This is a genomic window from Streptomyces fagopyri (assembly GCF_009498275.1).
GTDB lineage: Bacteria > Actinomycetota > Actinomycetes > Streptomycetales > Streptomycetaceae > Streptomyces > Streptomyces fagopyri.
Map to the genome: position 1 here is coordinate 8,028,308 of NZ_CP045643.1, position 15,877 is coordinate 8,044,184.

At 71.8% G+C, this 15,877-nt stretch carries 14 protein-coding genes and 2 pseudogenes; 10 read left to right on the forward strand and 6 right to left on the reverse strand.

Features of this window, described 5'->3' with window-relative positions; genetic code table 11:
- Positions 1 to 73: 73 nt before the first annotated feature.
- Together GFH48_RS34815 and GFH48_RS34820 are read right to left on the reverse strand one after the other, a co-directional pair.
- Entirely contained in the window at positions 74 to 1,372 is a 1,299-nt protein-coding gene (locus GFH48_RS34815; RefSeq protein WP_153292046.1) for an SWIM zinc finger family protein, read from the reverse strand.
- On the reverse strand, positions 1,369 to 4,221 hold the full coding sequence (locus GFH48_RS34820) for a DEAD/DEAH box helicase (RefSeq protein ID WP_153292047.1): 2,853 nt from the start codon (positions 4,219 to 4,221) through the stop codon (positions 1,369 to 1,371). The genes GFH48_RS34815 and GFH48_RS34820 overlap by 4 nt, the downstream gene beginning before the upstream one ends.
- Positions 4,222 to 4,467: 246 nt before the next feature.
- Here GFH48_RS34820 and GFH48_RS34825 point away from each other — a divergent pair.
- Both GFH48_RS34825 and GFH48_RS34830 read left to right on the forward strand, forming a co-directional pair.
- Positions 4,468 to 5,108 (forward strand): annotated as a pseudogene (locus GFH48_RS34825) (fatty acid desaturase).
- A gap of 174 nt (positions 5,109 to 5,282) precedes the next feature.
- Positions 5,283 to 5,465 (forward strand): hypothetical protein, encoded by a 183-nt coding sequence (locus GFH48_RS34830; RefSeq protein ID WP_148008078.1) that lies wholly within the window; start codon positions 5,283 to 5,285, stop codon positions 5,463 to 5,465.
- Positions 5,466 to 5,597: 132 nt separating this feature from the next.
- Here the strand turns inward: GFH48_RS34830 and GFH48_RS34835 are convergent, their stop codons facing one another.
- Both GFH48_RS34835 and GFH48_RS34840 read right to left on the reverse strand, forming a co-directional pair.
- Positions 5,598 to 6,458 (reverse strand): hypothetical protein, encoded by an 861-nt coding sequence (locus GFH48_RS34835; RefSeq protein ID WP_153292048.1) that lies wholly within the window; start codon positions 6,456 to 6,458, stop codon positions 5,598 to 5,600.
- A gap of 135 nt (positions 6,459 to 6,593) precedes the next feature.
- Complete coding sequence (locus GFH48_RS34840; protein WP_153292049.1) at positions 6,594 to 6,899, reverse strand: hypothetical protein; 306 nt, start codon at positions 6,897 to 6,899, stop codon at positions 6,594 to 6,596.
- 142 nt (positions 6,900 to 7,041) lie between these two features.
- Here GFH48_RS34840 and GFH48_RS34845 point away from each other — a divergent pair.
- Positions 7,042 to 7,635, forward strand: a pseudogene (locus tag GFH48_RS34845) (oxygenase MpaB family protein); the annotation flags it as partial.
- A 227-nt stretch (positions 7,636 to 7,862) separates the two neighbouring features.
- On the opposite strand, the gene GFH48_RS34855 reads toward GFH48_RS34845, so the two are convergent.
- A complete protein-coding gene (locus GFH48_RS34855) occupies positions 7,863 to 8,462 on the reverse strand; it encodes a class I SAM-dependent methyltransferase (RefSeq protein ID WP_153292050.1) in 600 nt (199 codons plus the stop codon).
- A 152-nt stretch (positions 8,463 to 8,614) separates the two neighbouring features.
- Between GFH48_RS34855 and GFH48_RS34860 the strand changes: the two genes are divergently transcribed.
- The 5 genes from GFH48_RS34860 (at position 8,615) to GFH48_RS34880 (ending at position 13,708) form a co-directional block, all read left to right on the forward strand.
- On the forward strand, positions 8,615 to 9,388 hold the full coding sequence (locus tag GFH48_RS34860) for an MHYT domain-containing protein (protein WP_153292051.1): 774 nt from the start codon (positions 8,615 to 8,617) through the stop codon (positions 9,386 to 9,388).
- Between the two features lie 57 nt (positions 9,389 to 9,445).
- Positions 9,446 to 12,001, forward strand: coding sequence for a sensor histidine kinase (locus GFH48_RS34865; RefSeq protein WP_153292052.1), 2,556 nt, complete (start codon positions 9,446 to 9,448; stop codon positions 11,999 to 12,001).
- Positions 11,998 to 12,459, forward strand: a complete 462-nt coding sequence (locus tag GFH48_RS34870) for a roadblock/LC7 domain-containing protein (RefSeq protein ID WP_153292053.1) — start codon at positions 11,998 to 12,000, stop codon at positions 12,457 to 12,459. Before GFH48_RS34865 ends, GFH48_RS34870 begins: the two co-directional genes overlap by 4 nt.
- Positions 12,456 to 12,851: a DUF742 domain-containing protein gene (locus GFH48_RS34875; RefSeq protein ID WP_153292054.1), complete on the forward strand. Its 396-nt coding sequence runs from the start codon at positions 12,456 to 12,458 to the stop codon at positions 12,849 to 12,851. Before GFH48_RS34870 ends, GFH48_RS34875 begins: the two co-directional genes overlap by 4 nt.
- Positions 12,852 to 13,102: 251 nt before the next feature.
- Positions 13,103 to 13,708, forward strand: coding sequence for a GTP-binding protein (locus GFH48_RS34880; protein WP_153292055.1), 606 nt, complete (start codon positions 13,103 to 13,105; stop codon positions 13,706 to 13,708).
- A gap of 36 nt (positions 13,709 to 13,744) precedes the next feature.
- Here the strand turns inward: GFH48_RS34880 and GFH48_RS34885 are convergent, their stop codons facing one another.
- Positions 13,745 to 14,173, reverse strand: a complete 429-nt coding sequence (locus GFH48_RS34885; protein ID WP_153292056.1) for a PPOX class F420-dependent oxidoreductase — start codon at positions 14,171 to 14,173, stop codon at positions 13,745 to 13,747.
- A 92-nt stretch (positions 14,174 to 14,265) separates the two neighbouring features.
- Here GFH48_RS34885 and GFH48_RS34890 point away from each other — a divergent pair, with 92 nt between their 5' ends.
- Complete coding sequence (locus tag GFH48_RS34890) at positions 14,266 to 14,679, forward strand: roadblock/LC7 domain-containing protein (protein ID WP_153292057.1); 414 nt, start codon at positions 14,266 to 14,268, stop codon at positions 14,677 to 14,679.
- A gap of 127 nt (positions 14,680 to 14,806) precedes the next feature.
- Positions 14,807 to 15,856 carry a DUF6397 family protein gene (locus tag GFH48_RS34895; protein WP_194280763.1) on the forward strand — a complete coding sequence of 350 codons (1,050 nt, stop codon included), beginning with the start codon at positions 14,807 to 14,809 and terminating at the stop codon, positions 15,854 to 15,856.
- The last annotated feature ends 21 nt before the right edge of the window (positions 15,857 to 15,877 follow it).

Consider the following 15,877-nt stretch of genomic DNA (forward strand, 5'->3'; position numbering starts at 1 on the left):
GAAACGATCCTGGCGTCGGAGCCCGCGGGGACGCCGAGCACGTAGGCGGCCTCGACACCCGGGCGCGCGGGCGTCATCCGTCCGCCGAGACACCGCGCGGGTCTCCCACCGCCGTCGCGAAGGCCGTGGCAGGGTCCCCGACCGCCTGTCCCACGGGCGTCCAACAGCCACGGACCTCGCGATAGGGCCACCACCGGCCGTCCTGCCCCAGACGGAGCTGGACCGGCGCGCCGGCCACGGTCCAGCGGTTGCCGGACGCGATCAGCGACGGCCGTTCGTCCTCGTCCCAGGCGGACGCCAGCGCGGCACGCGCGCGTGCGAGTGCCTCCGCCCCCACGATCCACTCGTCCTCCAGCACGGACAGGGCCACCGCACCACCGAACTGCCAGGCACGCACGGCGAGCGTCATTCCCCGGCCGTCCCGCCCCGATCCGCGGGCGAGCCGCTCGGAGATCGGTGTGTCCGGGTGGGCCGCCGCGAGACGGACCGCGTCCTGCTCCAGCGTCAACTCCCCCTCCGGCGGGTGTGATCCATGGCCCGGTCCGACCGCCCGGGCCAGCAGTCGGTACGCCTCGACGGCCGTCGCCATGGCCAGGAACTCCAGGGCGGGCGGGTCGACGCCGGCCGCCGGCGCGGCACCGGTGTCCAGGGAAGGCGGTCGTCCGGGCTCTTCGGGCAGTGCGGGAAGGGCAGGCAGGGGAGGCAGCATGTCACCGGCCGCGTACGCCTCGGCGGCGGCCACGTCTTGCGCGGAGTCCGGCACCAACTGGGGATGCCGGTCCCGCGCGTTCGTCTCGCCGGCGGTGCTGCCGCGCCGTTGGAGTTCTTCGAGCAAGGTCCGTTCGGCGCGCCCGCGCAGGAGCAGCAGGGTGAACGGATCGAGGTCCAGCAGACGCGCCATCTGGTAACAGAGCGCCGACGTGTGCGCGCAGTGGTCCCACGCTCCGCAGTCGCAGGCGGCCTCAAGGTCGCCGAGCCCCGGGAGCAGTTCGACGCCCGCGTCCGCCGCGTCCTCGACCAGGTGCGCCGGCATGTCCCGGTCGAGAAGCGCCGCGACGTGTCCGGCCCGTTCGGCGGTCATGTCGAGGAAGCGGTCCCACCGCTCATCGGCCAGTTTCTGAACCAGCACGTCGGCCCGGTGCGTGGTCCGGTCGCGATCCCGGACGACGGCCGTAATGCGTCCCGGACGCACCGACACGGAACCCACCGCTCCCGCGCGCGCGAGCCCGCGGCCCGCCTTCAGCTGTCCGGAGTCCAACGCGGCGTCCTCCAGCGCCTTCACCCAGGCACGACCCCACCACGTACTCGCGAAGGCCCGCCCGCGCGAGGGGGGCAGCGCCGCGAACGTACGCTCCTTGTCGCCTTCCGTCATCGTGTGTCCCCTCGCAGTGCCACCAGTTCGGCCAGTTCGGCGTCGGTCAGTTCCGTGAAGGCCGCCTCCCCGGCGCCCAGGACCGCGTCGGCCAACCGCTGCTTGCGCCGCAGCATCTCGGCGATGCGGTCCTCGATGGTTCCCTCGGCGATCAGCCGGTGCACCTGTACGGGCCGGTTCTGGCCGATGCGGTACGCGCGGTCCGTGGCCTGTGCCTCCACCGCCGGGTTCCACCAGCGGTCGTAATGCACGACATGCTCGGCCCGCGTCAGGTTCAGGCCCGTTCCCGCGGCCTTCAACGACAGCAGGAAGACGGGGATCTCGCCCTCCTGGAAGCGCTGCACCATCACCTCGCGCTCGTTCACGGGTGTCCCTCCGTGCAGGAACCGGGTCGGTACACCCCGTGCCGCGAGATGGCGCTCGATGAGGCGCGCCATCCGCACGTACTGGGTGAAGACCAGGACGCTCGCGCCCTCGGCGAGAATGGTGTTGAGCAGTTCGTCCAGCAGCTCCAGCTTCCCGGACCTGCCGGGGATCCTCGGCGGGTCCTCCTTGAGGTACTGCGCCGGGTGGTTGCAGATCTGCTTCAGGCCGGTGATCAGCTTCACGATCAGTCCGCGCCGCGCCATGCTGTCCGCGCCCGAGATCTCCGCGAGTGTCTCGCGCACCACCGCCTCGTACAGCACCGTCTGCTCCGCCGTGAGTGAGACGGCGCGGTCGGTCTCGGTCTTGGGCGGCAGTTCGGGCGCGATGCCGGGATCCGACTTGCGGCGTCGCAACAGGAAGGGCCGGACCAGCCGGGCGAGCCGCTCGGCGGCCGCCGGATCCTGACCACCCTCGACGGCCTGCGCGTACCGCGTCCGGAACGAGCCGAGACTTCCGAGCAGACCCGGTGTCGTCCAGTCCAGGATCGCCCACAGCTCCGAGAGACCGTTCTCCACCGGCGTGCCGGTCAGTGCCACGCGCGCGCGTGCGCCGATGGTGCGCAGGGCCCGGGCCGTCGCCGAGTAGGGGTTCTTCACGTGCTGCGCCTCGTCGGCGACGACCATGCCCCAGGAGACCTCGCCGAGCCGGGCCGCGTCGAGCCGCATCGTGCCGTACGTGGTGAGCACGAACTCCCCGCCGCGCAGACCCTCCAGGCTGCGCGCGGAGCCGTGGAAGCGGCGCACCGGTGTACCCGGGGCGAACCTCTCGATCTCGCGCTGCCAGTTGCCCAGCAGTGAGGCCGGGCAGACCACGAGGGTGGGCCCCGCGGCCGAGTCGTCGGTCTGCCGGTGCAGATGCAATGCGATCAGCGTGATCGTCTTGCCGAGGCCCATGTCGTCGGCGAGACAGCCGCCCAGTCCCAGGGAGGTCATCCGGGCGAGCCAGGTGAGACCCCGCAGCTGGTAGTCCCGCAGTGTCGCGCGGAGTGCGACGGGCGGGCCGACCGGCTCCTGCGCCTCCGGGTCCGCCAGCCGCTCCCGCAGCGTCTCCAGCCACCCCGACGGTCGTACGTCGACCCTGCGGCCGTCGACCTCCGTGGAGCCCGTCAGAGCCGCGCTCAGCGCGTCGATGGGTGTGACCTTGCGGTCCTGGAGCGCCCGCGCGCGGCGCACCTCGTGCGGGTCCACCAGGACCCACCGGTCGCGCAGCCGCACCATGGGACGGTTCGCCTCGGCGAGCAGGTCCAACTCCTGCCGGGTGAGCTGTCGATCGCCCAGCGCGAACCGCCAGTCGAAGGTGAGCAGCGCGTCGGTGGACAGAAAGGACGGCGTGTCCGGCGAGATCTTCCCCGGCCTCCGCCCCTCGTCGGCCGGACCGACGACCGCGCGGGTCGTCAGTTCGCGTGCCGGCCCTTTCGGCCAGTGCACGTCGACGCCGGCGAGCCCCAGCAGACGCGCGCCCTCACCGAGGAGTTCGGTCATCTCCTCGTCCCCGAGTTCCACCGCGTCTGGGACCGCCGCCGAGAGCAGCGGCGTGAGCGGCTCCCAGGCGTGGGCCGCGCGGCGCAGGGCGAGCAGGACGTCCATCCGTGCTCGCGGGCCGAACCCCGACGCACCGGCCCAGACCGCGGAGGCGTCCGCGACGACTCCGGGATCACTCACGCTGTGCACCTGGAGCACCCCGCGGAACAGCACCCGTGTCCCGTCGGCCTCGACCGACGCCAGGCCCGGGATCTCGACGCGCAGCGAGAGGCGTACGCCCGCGTCGTGACCCGCGGCGACGTCGGCCGCCCATGCGCGCTGCCGCGGCACGTGTTGTGGTTCCTGAGCCGCGAAGGCCGGGCCGCCCGCGGCGAGCGACGCGGCGGGGGAGCGGGGCAGTGCGTCGGCCACGGCGTCGAGGAAGGCGCCCAGCAGCCGCCCCGGGTCGGGCAGCCGCGGCGGCTCGACGTCATCCACCGGCGCGGCGTGCGCCTCGGGTGGCATCGCGGCGGCGAGCTCGCGCAGCCGCTCCAGGTCGTCGGCGCGCAGTGGCCCCGCGCGCCACGCGTCGTGGTCGTCGCCGGTCAGCCCCGGCAGCAGCAGCCCCCGAGCGGCGAGCTGGAGGGCGAGGACGGACGCGGCACCCCAGAACGCGGTCGCCCGGTGGGGCCGCGCGGCGGCACGCGCGCGTGTGAGGACCGGCAGGGCGGCCCGGACGGGGACTTCGACGGCGGGTACGGTCACCACCTCGACACCCCCCTCTCCAGGGAGTACGACAGTCAGGTCCCGCGGGGTGCCCGAAGCCACCACCGGAGGGACGTCACCCTCGGGCCGCCAGAAGACGACCCTCCCGGTGCGGGCGGGTTCGGCGGGCATGAACACGGCACAACAGTGGGCCAGTTCGGAGATCTCGGCGGGCGTGGCCGCAGGAATTCTCTGCACGGCGATGACGTATTCCTCAAATTTGACTACTGGCTCGGAGCCGCCGAGGGTACAGCACTCCGGCCGCGTGGACAGGTACCCCGCCGAGCCGAAGCGGCTGCCCACGCACCGGGGGTGCAGGGAACCCCCTGCGCGCGCGGGGAAAGACCCCCTACGTATTCGGGTGATGGCGCCATGGCTGCCGACGGGTGCCGATTCGTACGTTTCATCAGGTCGGCCCATGCCTGAGAGAACCGGAGACCCACCATGCCCGACACCGCCGCAGCCGTCGCGGAACACCCTCCGGGGGCAGCCGTCGGGCAGTCACCGGGAAGCGGGTTCGCGCCGCTCCTGCGCGTCGTCAGGAATCAGGGTCTCCTGGAGCGCCGCCGCGACTGGTACGCGTTCACGATCACCGTGAACGCGCTCTTCCTGACCGCGATCGTGACCGGCGTCGTCCTGCTCGGCGACACGTGGTGGACGACGCTCCTCGCCCCGCCGCTCGCCGTGTTCTCGGCCCGGACGGCCTTCATGGGCCACGACGTCGGTCACTCACAGATCACCGCTGGCAAGAGGGCCGGCCGCCTGATCGGCCTGCTCCACGGCAACCTGCTCCTGGGAATGAGTTACGGCTGGTGGAACGACAAGCACAACCGTCACCACGCCAACCCCAACCATTCGCGGAGCCGTCCTCACCGACTGGTTCCTCGGCGGCCTCAACTACCAGATCGAACATCACCTGTTCCCGAGCACGCCCCGGCCCCATCCGAGGCGCGCCCAGCCGCTGGTACGGGCACACTGTCGGGAGCGAGTTGGGTATCCCCTATGCGAAAACCGGACTCGTCGACTCCTACCGGCAGGCCCTGAGCCACATGGACGAAGTCGGTGAGCCGCTCAGGGCCGGGTAGGCGCGGAGTCGATCGGGGGCGCGTGCGGGAAGGGCTCAGGGGTGAGCGGGGAAGCGCCTCAGGGGTGAGTGGGGGAGCGCCTCAGGGATGTCTCAGGGTCGCGCACCGGAACCGAGGACGGCGCGGACCCGTTCTCAGGACAGAGAGCGGCAGTAGCCGCGAAGGAGGCGACACATGTCGAAGAACGCGAAGATCGCCGCAGGGGGTGTGGCGGTCGGCCTCATCCTGCTGATCTGGCTGCCCTGGTGGGCCGCCTTCCTGATCGTGGTGGGGGTGCCGGCGGCCGCGTACCTGACGCTGGATCCCTCGCAGCGGCGCCGGCTGCGCCGTATCACCCGCAAGGAGCTCGGACGCTGAGCGCTGCCGGCCCGGTGTGCCCTCGCCGGGCGTAGACGGAGAGACGGTCATGCCGCCACTCGCGGACCCGACGGGCGTACGGCCCGCGGGCGGCGGCACGCACCGTTCGCGGTGGTCGCGCGGCGTGGCCGTTCAGCTGGGGCGGACGGCCATCTTGTCGAGGGCTTCCAGAAGACCCGGCAGTTCGGGACCGCGCCCCACAGGCAGGACCTCGCCGGGTTCCTCGTCCAGGAGGACGAACGCGATGTCGTCGGTCCGGGCGACCATCGACCATCCCGGGCCGTCCGCCCGCAGGGTGCGGGCGTCGCCGGTGGCGAACGAAGAGCGGACACGGCCGAGCGGCGGCGGCGTGTCCACGTAGGACCGCGCCTCCGCGAGCACCCGGCGTACGCCGTTGCGCCCCCTGCCGTCGGTCGCGGAGCCGTCCTGAGGGATGCTCTCGTCCTGAGTTCCGTCCTCCGCCCGAGTCCTGCTCTCCGCCGTGACGAACTCGTCGTCGTCGATCTGTTCCCGCCACGTCGCCCACTGCAGGGCGATCTCGTCGGCGCCGAGTCGCCGTTGCGCCGGTCCCCAGTCGGTGGTGTCCGGGGGGCTGAGCGGCGCCCGCTCCGCGAGATCGGGAGCGGGGTCGTGCGGGGCGGGAACGCCCGGCGCCGCGACGGCGACCGCGAGGGGCCAGCCCGGCAGCGCGCAGACGACCGTCCGCTCGTCGGGGGACAGTTCGTGCTCCATGCCGCAGTCCCAGGACGCGATGGCGACGGCGACCAACGAGACATCGTCGATGACGACCGTCCACCGCGCGCCGTCGCCGTCCTGACCGAGCACGATTCCGTACCCGTCCGCCAAGGGCGCCAGGTCGAGCGCCGCGCAGGCCTCCGGGTAGTCGTCCCCCAGCACGCTCGGGAACTTCGCGGGCGTCAGCAGCACCGCCGTCAGCACATAGAGCGCGTCGTCGTCCCCGGTGGCGACGGCGTCCTCGTCCGTCCCGGCCATCCCAACCTCCCCATCGCTACGTTCGTCGGCGCACCCTAGTGCGACCGGAAGGTGCTTGTCACGGGCCCGAAGCCCACGCGGAGCTGCAGTTATCCGGCTGGACAGGGGCGAAACGACCGTAGTGGCGCCTCGCCGTCATCCCGCCGGCAGACCGAGCAGCGTCCGCGCCACGGTACGGGGTGACTCGTCGCGCTCGCGGGCCAGGGCGATGACGGCGCGGCAGGCCAGTTCGTTCACCCCGAACGACAGGGCCTCGGGAGACACCCAGGTCGCGGCCTCGTCGATCAGCTCCTGGTCGTCCTCCGCGCACGCCGACACGTATACCGCGGCGGCCTCGAACAAGTTGTGCGCACGTTTCTCGGGGCGCTGTTTCGCGGACCGCCGCCCCTCGCTCTCCTCGGCCGTCCTGGGGCCCCACAACACGCGGAATCTGGCGAACATGCCGGACATCGGACCGCCTTCCCCTGCGGGCTCGTCATCGCTGACCGTTCGTATGCTGCTACTCAACGTAGAGTTGGAACCTCGGTGGCAGAAGGGGGACGGCCCGGTGAAGCGCTACGAGCGGCTCGAACAGATTCGGCGGATGGACCCGCGCGAAGAGGCGTCGGAGATCTACCGGCTCACCTCCGTCCACGAATTCCCGTGGGACCTCGCCCGCGCCCTCGAACTGGCCCTTTATCGCACGTACGCCGTCCCCGCCATCGGCCGGCTCCTCGCCGAGACGGCGGAACTCACCGACCGCCCCCAGAAGCGGTACGACGACACCGCGCTGCTTCTGGACGCCGTCGTCGAGCACGGCTTCGACTCCGAGGCGGGGCGTAGCGCGATCCGCCGCATCAACCAGATGCACCGCGGCTACGACATCAGCAACGCGGACATGCGGTACGTGCTGTGCACCTTCGTGGTCGTGCCCAAACGGTGGATCGACGCCTACGGGTGGCGCAGGATGTCACGCCACGAGATCGTCGCGTCCGCCGTCCATTACCGCACTCTGGGACGGCGTATGGGCATCGAGGGCATCCCGGAGACGTACGAGGAGTTCGAGGCCTGTCTAGACGCCTATGAAGAGGCCCATTTCGGGTGGGACGAGGGCGCGCGCCGTGTCGCCGACTCGACCCTCGACCTGATGACCTCCTGGTATCCGCGTCCTCTCGCGCCCCTGCTGCGCGCCTCGACGCTCGCGCTGCTCGACGAGCCGCTGCTGCGGGCGTTCCGGTACGAGCCGCCGGGCGCCGACGGCGGCCCGTGTCTGCCTTCAGGGAGAACTGAGCGGCGAACTGGACGACTGGAAAGGACTGGAGGCCGCCGGTGTGCGCGTGGTGACCGTGCCCGGAGCGGGGCACAACATCATGTTCGACTGTCCCGACGCCTTCGTGGCCGAGGTCGCCGGGACGGTCTGACGCCTCAGCTCCGGTGCACGGCGAGTGCCAGGAAGCGGGCGTCCTCGTCGACGTACGACGTCATGTCCCATCCGGAACCCGCCAGCAGAGGGCCCAGGTTCGCCTTCGCGCGCAGATCGTCCGGCGTGATCCGGCGCCCCTGACGGGCCGCGAGCGCCGCCCGGCCGATCGGATGGAACAGCGCCAACGTGCCACCGGGCCGCACCACTCGCGCCAACTCCCGCAGATTCACCGCAGGGTTCGGCAGATGGGCGATGAGGCCCGCACCGAACACGGCGTCGAGAGAGCCGGTGCGCAGCGGCAGCGCCGCGACGTCGGCGAGCAGCAGTTGTCCCTCGCGGTCCCGCCCGGCCCGTACGGCGGCCATCAGCATCGCCGGGGTCAGGTCGGCCCCGATGACCGTCCCGGACGGCCCCACGGCCGCTCGCAGCGGCGGCAGCGCGCGCCCGGTGCCGCAGCCCGCGTCGAGTACCCGGTCGCCCTCGCGCAGGCCGAGTTCGGCCGCCGCCGCCGCGTACGCGGGCCCGTCGTCGGGAAACCTGACGTCCCAGCCGGCGGCGCGCGCCGTGAAGAACTCCTGGACGTGTGTGTGGTCGTCGCTCATGTTCCGCATGATCCCGCACCGACACTAAGGACGACGCTGCGCACACGTTCGAACGTGACGCGATCGCCCGCCTGCCTTTCTGTGTCATATTGCGGCACGTTTCGAAATGCGACCCCTTTGTGCGCCCCTGTCCGGACTAGCGTCCGTGGGCCATGGGACACCTGGACCACGCCGCCTTCGGCTGGCTGACCCCCGTGCTGTCGTACGCGATGGCTTGTACCGGCGCGGCTCTCGGGCTGCGCTGCACCGTCCGCGCGCTCGGCACGAACGGGCGTTCGCGCCGCAACTGGCTGCTCGCCGCGGCCTCCGCGATCGCCACCGGCATCTGGACGATGCACTTCGTGGCGATGCTCGGATTCAGCGTCGGTGGCACGGAGATCCGCTACGACGTCCCGCTGACCATCCTGAGTCTGCTTGTCGCCCTGGTCTTCGTGGGCGGGGGCGTCTTCGCCGTCGGGTACGGCCGCGACCGGGGGCGCGCGCTGGCGCTCGGTGGGCTCACCACAGGGCTCGGGGTCGCGAGCATGCACTACCTCGGGATGGCCGCGCTACGGCTGCACGGCTCCGTGCGCTACGACCCGATGCTCGTCGGGCTCTCGGTGGTGATCGCCGTGGTCGCGGCGACTGCGGCCCTGTGGGCGGGGCTCAACATCAAATCACCGGTCGCGGTCGGCGGTGCCTCACTCGTCATGGGAGGCGCGGTGAGCAGCATGCACTACACCGGCATGCTGGCGGTGAGCGTCCGCGTCAGCCCTTCCGGTGAGGCTCTTCCTGGGGCCACGGTGATGCAGTTCGTCTTCCCCCTCGCCGTCGGCCTCGGGTCCTACCTCTTCCTGACATCGGCGTTCGTCGCGCTGTCACCCTCGGCCCGGGAACGCGAGGCCTCCGCGGCGGCCCAGCGGCCGGTCGAGGGCGCCGCCCGCTAGCCACGGTCCCGGGCCGACCCGCCCGCAACGCCCTCGAAATCATTGAGTGAGGAGGCCATGCGTACACCCCGTACAACCCCCGCAGCCGGCGCCGAGTCGCCGTCCCAGGCTCCGGCGCGCGGTCGTCGTGCCCACGCCGGCCCGCCCGCCGAGGAGCACGGCGCCCTCGACGAGGACGCCGGCGGGACGGGATCCGAGGCGATATCGCGCCCCGAGGCGATCCCGCGTCGCTCGGGTCGGTGGAGTCCACGCCCCCGCACCGTACGCGCCAAGATCATCTGCCTGCTGATGGTCCCGGTCGTCTCCCTGTTCGCGCTGTGGGCCTATGCCACGGTGACCACCGCTCAGGACGTCGCGCGCCTGCGACAGCTGCAACGCGTGGACTCCATGATCCGGGTCCCGATCGACGACGCGGTCACCGCGTTGCAGGCCGAGCGGACGGCCTCCGTCCGCTACGCGACCGATCCGGACTCCGAGCGGCCGGGAGATCTCAGGACGCTCGCGGAACGCACCGACCGCGCGGTGGCCAAACTGCGGCTCGGGGACCACAACACCGTCGCCGACGGCGCCGATCTGCCCGCCGGGGTGGCCGCACGCCTGGGCTCCTTCGTCACCGGAGCGGAGGACCTGCGAACGCTGCGCGGCGCGGTACGAGAGCGTCGTACCGGCTGGGACGAGGCCTACGGGCAGTACACCCAGGTCATTTCGTCCGCCTTCGCGGTGACCGGCGCGCTCACCAGCGTCCAGGACCCGGGTCCGGGATCCGAGGCGCGCGTGCTCCTCGAGTTCTCCCGGGCGGGGGAGGCGCTCGCGCAGGAGGACGCGGTGCTGTCCGGCGCGCGCCTCGTGGGCACCCTCGACGGTGAACGACTGCGGCTGTTCACCGGAGCCGTGGCCACCCGCCGTGCGCTGACCGACGCGTCCGTCGGGGATCTGCGGGGGCCCGACCAGGCGTCCTGGCGGGACCTCATGCGCGGGAGCGCGTACGCCGACGTGGGCGCCGTCGAGGACAGGGCGCTCGCGTCCCGGCCGGGCGCCACCGCCGTCGCCGCCGCCCCGGAAGCCGACTGGAACGCCGCTCACGCGCGCGTACGCGACGCCATGCGCACCATCGAGGCCGACGCGGGCCGAGGCGTCGAGGGCCGGGCCTACCCGTTGACCCGCGGGCTGCGGACGCCCGCCGGAGCCGCCGTCCTGTTCGGTCTCGCCGCCGTCGCCGCGTCACTCGTCATCTCCGTACGCATCGGCCGCGGCCTGGTCGTCGAACTGGTGGCGCTGCGCAACAGCGCTCTCGAGATCGCCCGGCGCAAACTCCCCGACGCGATGCGCAAACTACGCGCGGGGGAGGAGATCGACGTCCGGGCCGAGGCTCCGGCAGGGCCGCCTTCCGAGGACGAGACCGGTCAGGTCGCGGAGGCCCTGGGCACCGTCCACCGGGCCGCCCTGCGCGCGGCGGTCGAACGCGCGGAACTCGCGAGCGGAATCTCCGGCGTCTTCGTCAACCTCGCCCGGCGCAGCCAAGTCCTCGTGCATCGCCAACTGAGCCTGCTGGACAGCATGGAGCGCCGGTCCGAGGACCCGGACGAACTGGGCGACCTCTTCAGGCTCGACCATCTCACGACGCGTATGCGGCGCCACGCGGAGAACCTCATCATCCTCTCGGGCGCGGCTCCCGGCCGGGCCTGGCGCATGCCGGTCTCCCTGACGAACGTGGTCCGTGCGGCGGTGTCCGAGGTCGAGGACTACGCGCGCGTGGAGGTACGGCAGTTCCCGGAGACGTCCGTCGTCGGCGCCGCCGTCGCCGACCTCACGCACCTCCTGGCGGAACTCGTCGAGAACGCGGCGCAGTTCTCACCGCCGCACACCCATGTCCGCATCACCGGTGAGCCGGTCGGCAACGGATACGTGGTGGAGGTCGAGGACCGGGGGCTCGGCATGGGCAAGGAGACGCTGGACGACGCCAATCGGCGCATCGAGGAGACGGAGACGCTCGACCTGTCCGACAGTGACCGGCTCGGTCTCTTCGTGGTCAGCAGGCTCGCCGCCCGGCATGCCATCAAGGTGCACCTGCGGACCTCGCCCTACGGAGGTACCACCGCGGTCGTGCTGCTTCCCACGGCGCTGCTGCAGTCGGGCTCGGCGGAAGGGTCTCCTCGCGGGGCGGACCTCGAAGGGCCCGCGGAACACGAGTACGCGCGCGTGCCGGCCGCCCCCGAAAGGGAGGCCGTCCAGGCGCCCGCCGAGCGGCCCGTCCTCGTGGCCCCCGTACAGGCAGCAGTCGAAGCCCCGGCGAACTCTTCGCCGGAAACACCGCCACCTGGAGTCACCACCTTGCGGCTGCACCGCCCCGCGGAGGCCCCCGACGGCGACGATGGCCTCCCCAGACGCGTACGGCAGGCCAGCCTGGCACCCCAACTGCGTGAGCAGCGACCGGAGGAACCGGTACACGTGCCCGGTCCCCGGAGTGAAGACACCCGCACTCCCGAACTCGTACGGGACCGTATGACCGCGTACCGCGACGGCTGGGCGCGCGGCAGTGGCCGGAAATCCGGGCCCGGCGGCACCTCGGCCCCCGATGCGGGTGGCGACAGCGGCGAAGGAGACCCCGCGTGATTCAGGACCCGAGCCTGCGGGCTGCCCAGAGATCCGGCGAGCTCGACTGGCTGCTGGACGACCTCGTGCTCCGAGTGGCCGAAGTACGGCACGCGGTGGTGCTGTCGAACGACGGGCTGGCGGTGGGCGCCTCCACCGGCCTCGTTCGCGCGGACGCCGACCATCTCGCCGCTGTCGCCTCCGGCTTCCACAGCCTGGCCAAAGGCGCGGGCCGTCATTTCGGCGCCGGAGGCGTACGCCAGACACTGGTCGAGATGGACGACGGCTTCCTGCTCGTGGCCGCGGCCGGCGACGGCTCGTGTCTCTCCGTCCTCACCGCCGCGACGGCCGACATCGGGTTGGTGGCGTACGAGATGGCACGGCTGGTCAAGCGTGTCGGCGAGCACCTCCACGCGCCTCCGCGCGCGGCTGCCCAGCCGCCCGCCGCCGGATCGGCCGAGGAGGGCCGATACGAATGAGCGAGGGCGCGGCGGGCAGCCAGTGGTACGACAACGAGGCGGGACCCCTCGTCCGCCCGTACGCGATGACGGGCGGCCGCACCCAACCGGGCCCCACCGGAGTGCGTTTCGACCTGATCGCCCTGGTCGGCCTGGACACGGGCGCCCCTGGATCCGACGACGACTCGCTTCTCGGGCCCGAACACCGCCATCTCATCGACCTGTGCCGCGTCGAGATCCAGTCGGTGGCCGAACTCGCCGCGGGCACCGACCTGCCGGTGGGCGTGGTCAGAGTCCTGCTGGGCGATCTTCTGGAACGGGGTCTCGTCACGGTCAGCCGCCCGGTTCCGCCCGCGCAGCTCCCCGACGAGCGGATCCTCCACGAGGTGATCGAAGGACTGAGGGCACTCTAGATGAACGATGCCGGCCCGGTTCGTACCCGCTTGTGCCCACATCCGGACCCCGAACAGTCGCGAGGCGGTCGCAACGGTCCATTAGCGATCCGTTCCCTCGCGGGGGAGGCGCAGTTGCCATGATGCTGACTTCGCGCACCCGCAGAGATGTTCCGAAAGCACCGAAGCGCCCGCCCCGCACCTGGGTCCCACCACACCGCGTGCGGACGGGCCATGCCGACCTTCGTCGGCACTCCCGAGGGAAGTGATCGATGGTCTCCGAGAACTCCGACGCCTCGGCCGCCGAGTCGTCCGCGCTGGCGTTGAAGATACTGGTCGCCGGCGGGTTCGGCGTGGGGAAGACCACCCTGGTGGGCGCGGTCAGCGAGATCCGCCCGTTGCGCACCGAGGAACTGCTGAGCGAGGCGGGCCAGTCGGTGGACGACACCGAGGGAGTGGACCGCAAAGCCACGACCACCGTCGCCATGGACTTCGGCCGCATCACCATCCGCTCCGGTCTCTCCCTCTACCTCTTCGGCACCCCGGGGCAGGACCGGTTCTGGTTCCTCTGGGACGAACTGTCGCTGGGCGCGCTCGGCGCCGTCGTCCTCGCGGACACCCGACGACTCGAGGACTGCTTTCCCGCGGTGGACTACTTCGAGCACCGGCACATCCCCTTCGTGGTGGCCGTCAACTGCTTCGCGGGCGCCCGGGCCTACGGAGCCCAGGACGTGTCCCGCGCCCTCGACCTCGACCGGGGCACACCCGTGGTGCTCTGCGACGCCCGTGACCGCGACTCCGGGAAAGAGGTGCTGATCCGACTGGTGGAGTACGCCGGGCGGGTGCACACCGCCCGGCTGCTCGACTCCGTCGGCTGAGGCATCCACGTCGCAGGAGGCCCAAGGACGAACGCCCTAGTCCGCCACCGCGGAGTAGGCGAGAATCTTGTCGATGCGCACGCGGACGAGGAGTTCGCCCGGGACGCCGTTGCGCCTGCCGAACTCCTCCGCCCGCTCCGCGCCCATGTAGCGGCCGCCGATGCGGGCGGCCCAGTGGCGCAACTCGTCAGGCTCCTCGGACAGTTCGGCCCGGCCCTCCAGTACCACGAAGCCGAACGGCGGCCGGTCGTCGTCCACGCAGAGGGCGACTCGGCCGTCACGGGCCAGGTTCCGCCCCTTCACGGTCTCCTTCGATGTGTTGAAGACCAGGTCGTCGCCGTCCAGCAGGAACCAGATCGGTGCCACGTGCGGACTTCCGTCCGCCCGGACGGTCGAAAGTTTTCCGGTGCGGGTGCCGTCTGAGACGAACGCCCGCCACTGCTCGTCGGTCATCTTCTGTGCCATGCCCCCATCCTCCTTGCCCGGAGGGCGGCCGTGGGGAAGGCTGGCTGGTCGAATCCTCCGGTCAGGGGGAGTCACCACACGGGGAGACGGACATGGAGCAGAACACGGGACTCGGCTGGTTGCTGGACGATCTGACCGAGCGCGTCGAACACGTACGGCACGCGTTGGTGCTCTCCAACGACGGGCTGGTGACGGGTGCGAGCACGGGACTGCGACGCGAGGACGCCGAACACCTGGCGGCGGTCTCGTCAGGTCTGCACAGTCTGGCCAAGGGCTCGGGCCGTCACTTCGGCGCGGGTCAGGTACGCCAGACGATGATCGAGTTCGACGAAGCGGTGCTCTTCGTCACCGCGGCCGGCGACGGCAGCTGTCTGTGCGTTCTCAGCGCCGCGGAGGCCGACATCGGTCAGGTCGCCTACGAGATGACCCTGCTGGTGAACCGTGTCGGCGAACACCTGCGCGTGGACACACGCCAGCCGGAACGATCCCCCTCACTGGACTCCTGACCTGCGGAGACGGCGCTCGCGGCCGAGTTATCCACAGGCGCCCCGCAAGATCCCGCGAACCGGCTACGGTTTTTCTCGAAGCAAGCGCACACCGGCGCGAGCACCGTACTCCACGGGGGAGACCGCCATGTCCGGCAACACCATCACGCAGTCCGTCACCTTGTCCCTCGCCCGCGCCGCCCGGGAACTGGAGCTCAGGCGCGGCGAGTTCGACCTGGCCGTACACCTCGGACACGTACGCACGGTCCCCGACGAAGGGGGAGGCGGACGCCGGGTCACCCATGCGGAGATCGACCGCGTGCGTTCCCAGGACGGCTTTCCCGACTCGCTGCGAGAGCGCGTCAAGGCCGTCGGCACGGCAGAGGGCGCCGCCCTCATGGGCATCTCCACCGCCAGGTTCACGCGCCTCGCGCGCCTGGGCCTCGTGGTGCCGGTCAAGGTCTATCTGAACCGCTACCGGGCCGTGGTCTGGCTCTACCTCGCAGAGGACCTGCGCCGGTTCCCGACCGACAGGCAGAACGCTCCGCTGCTCAAGGGCCGCACGCCCGAGGGGCTCCGCGACCAGCTGGAGGCCGGCCTGGACCGCCGGCCCCGCAACTGGCGTGGCCGGAACATGGGATTCCAGCTGCGCCAGGCGGAAGGACCCTGGGCGAGGGCAGCGGTCGTGGCCTCCCTGCTCGACCCCGTCCAGGTGGAGGAGGTCGTCACATATCCGCACGAGCGCGCCTGCCTGGACCGCTTCCGCCCCGAACGCCCCTCCCACGGCGCACCGGACTCGCCCGCCGCGCGCATCGTCTCCCGGATCATGACAGCCGACGACCCTGACGAGATCAGCTGGCTCCGCGCCGACCTCGGTCAAGCCGTCGCGGAAGCACGGGAGACCGAGCCCGCACCGCGTCCGACGCTGCGGCCAGGGCCCGGCGTCGCCCCGGAACCGGCCGGATGGTTCTCGGAGGGTCCGCTCCCGGCGGCCGCCCGCCCGGCTCCTTCAGCTCCGGCCGCGCTCGCTCCGGCCGCCTCGGTGCCGGGAGTCGCCGGGCGGGGAGTCCCTGGGCCGGGCGTCTCTCCGACGGTGCCTTCGCGGCCGGAGACAGCCACCGCCGAAGACCTGCCCGAGGCCGGGGAACGCGGGCGGCAGCGCGGGCTGCTCGGCTGGTTGCGCCGCGGAAGCACCTGACAACCTGACGAGCTCGCCCAC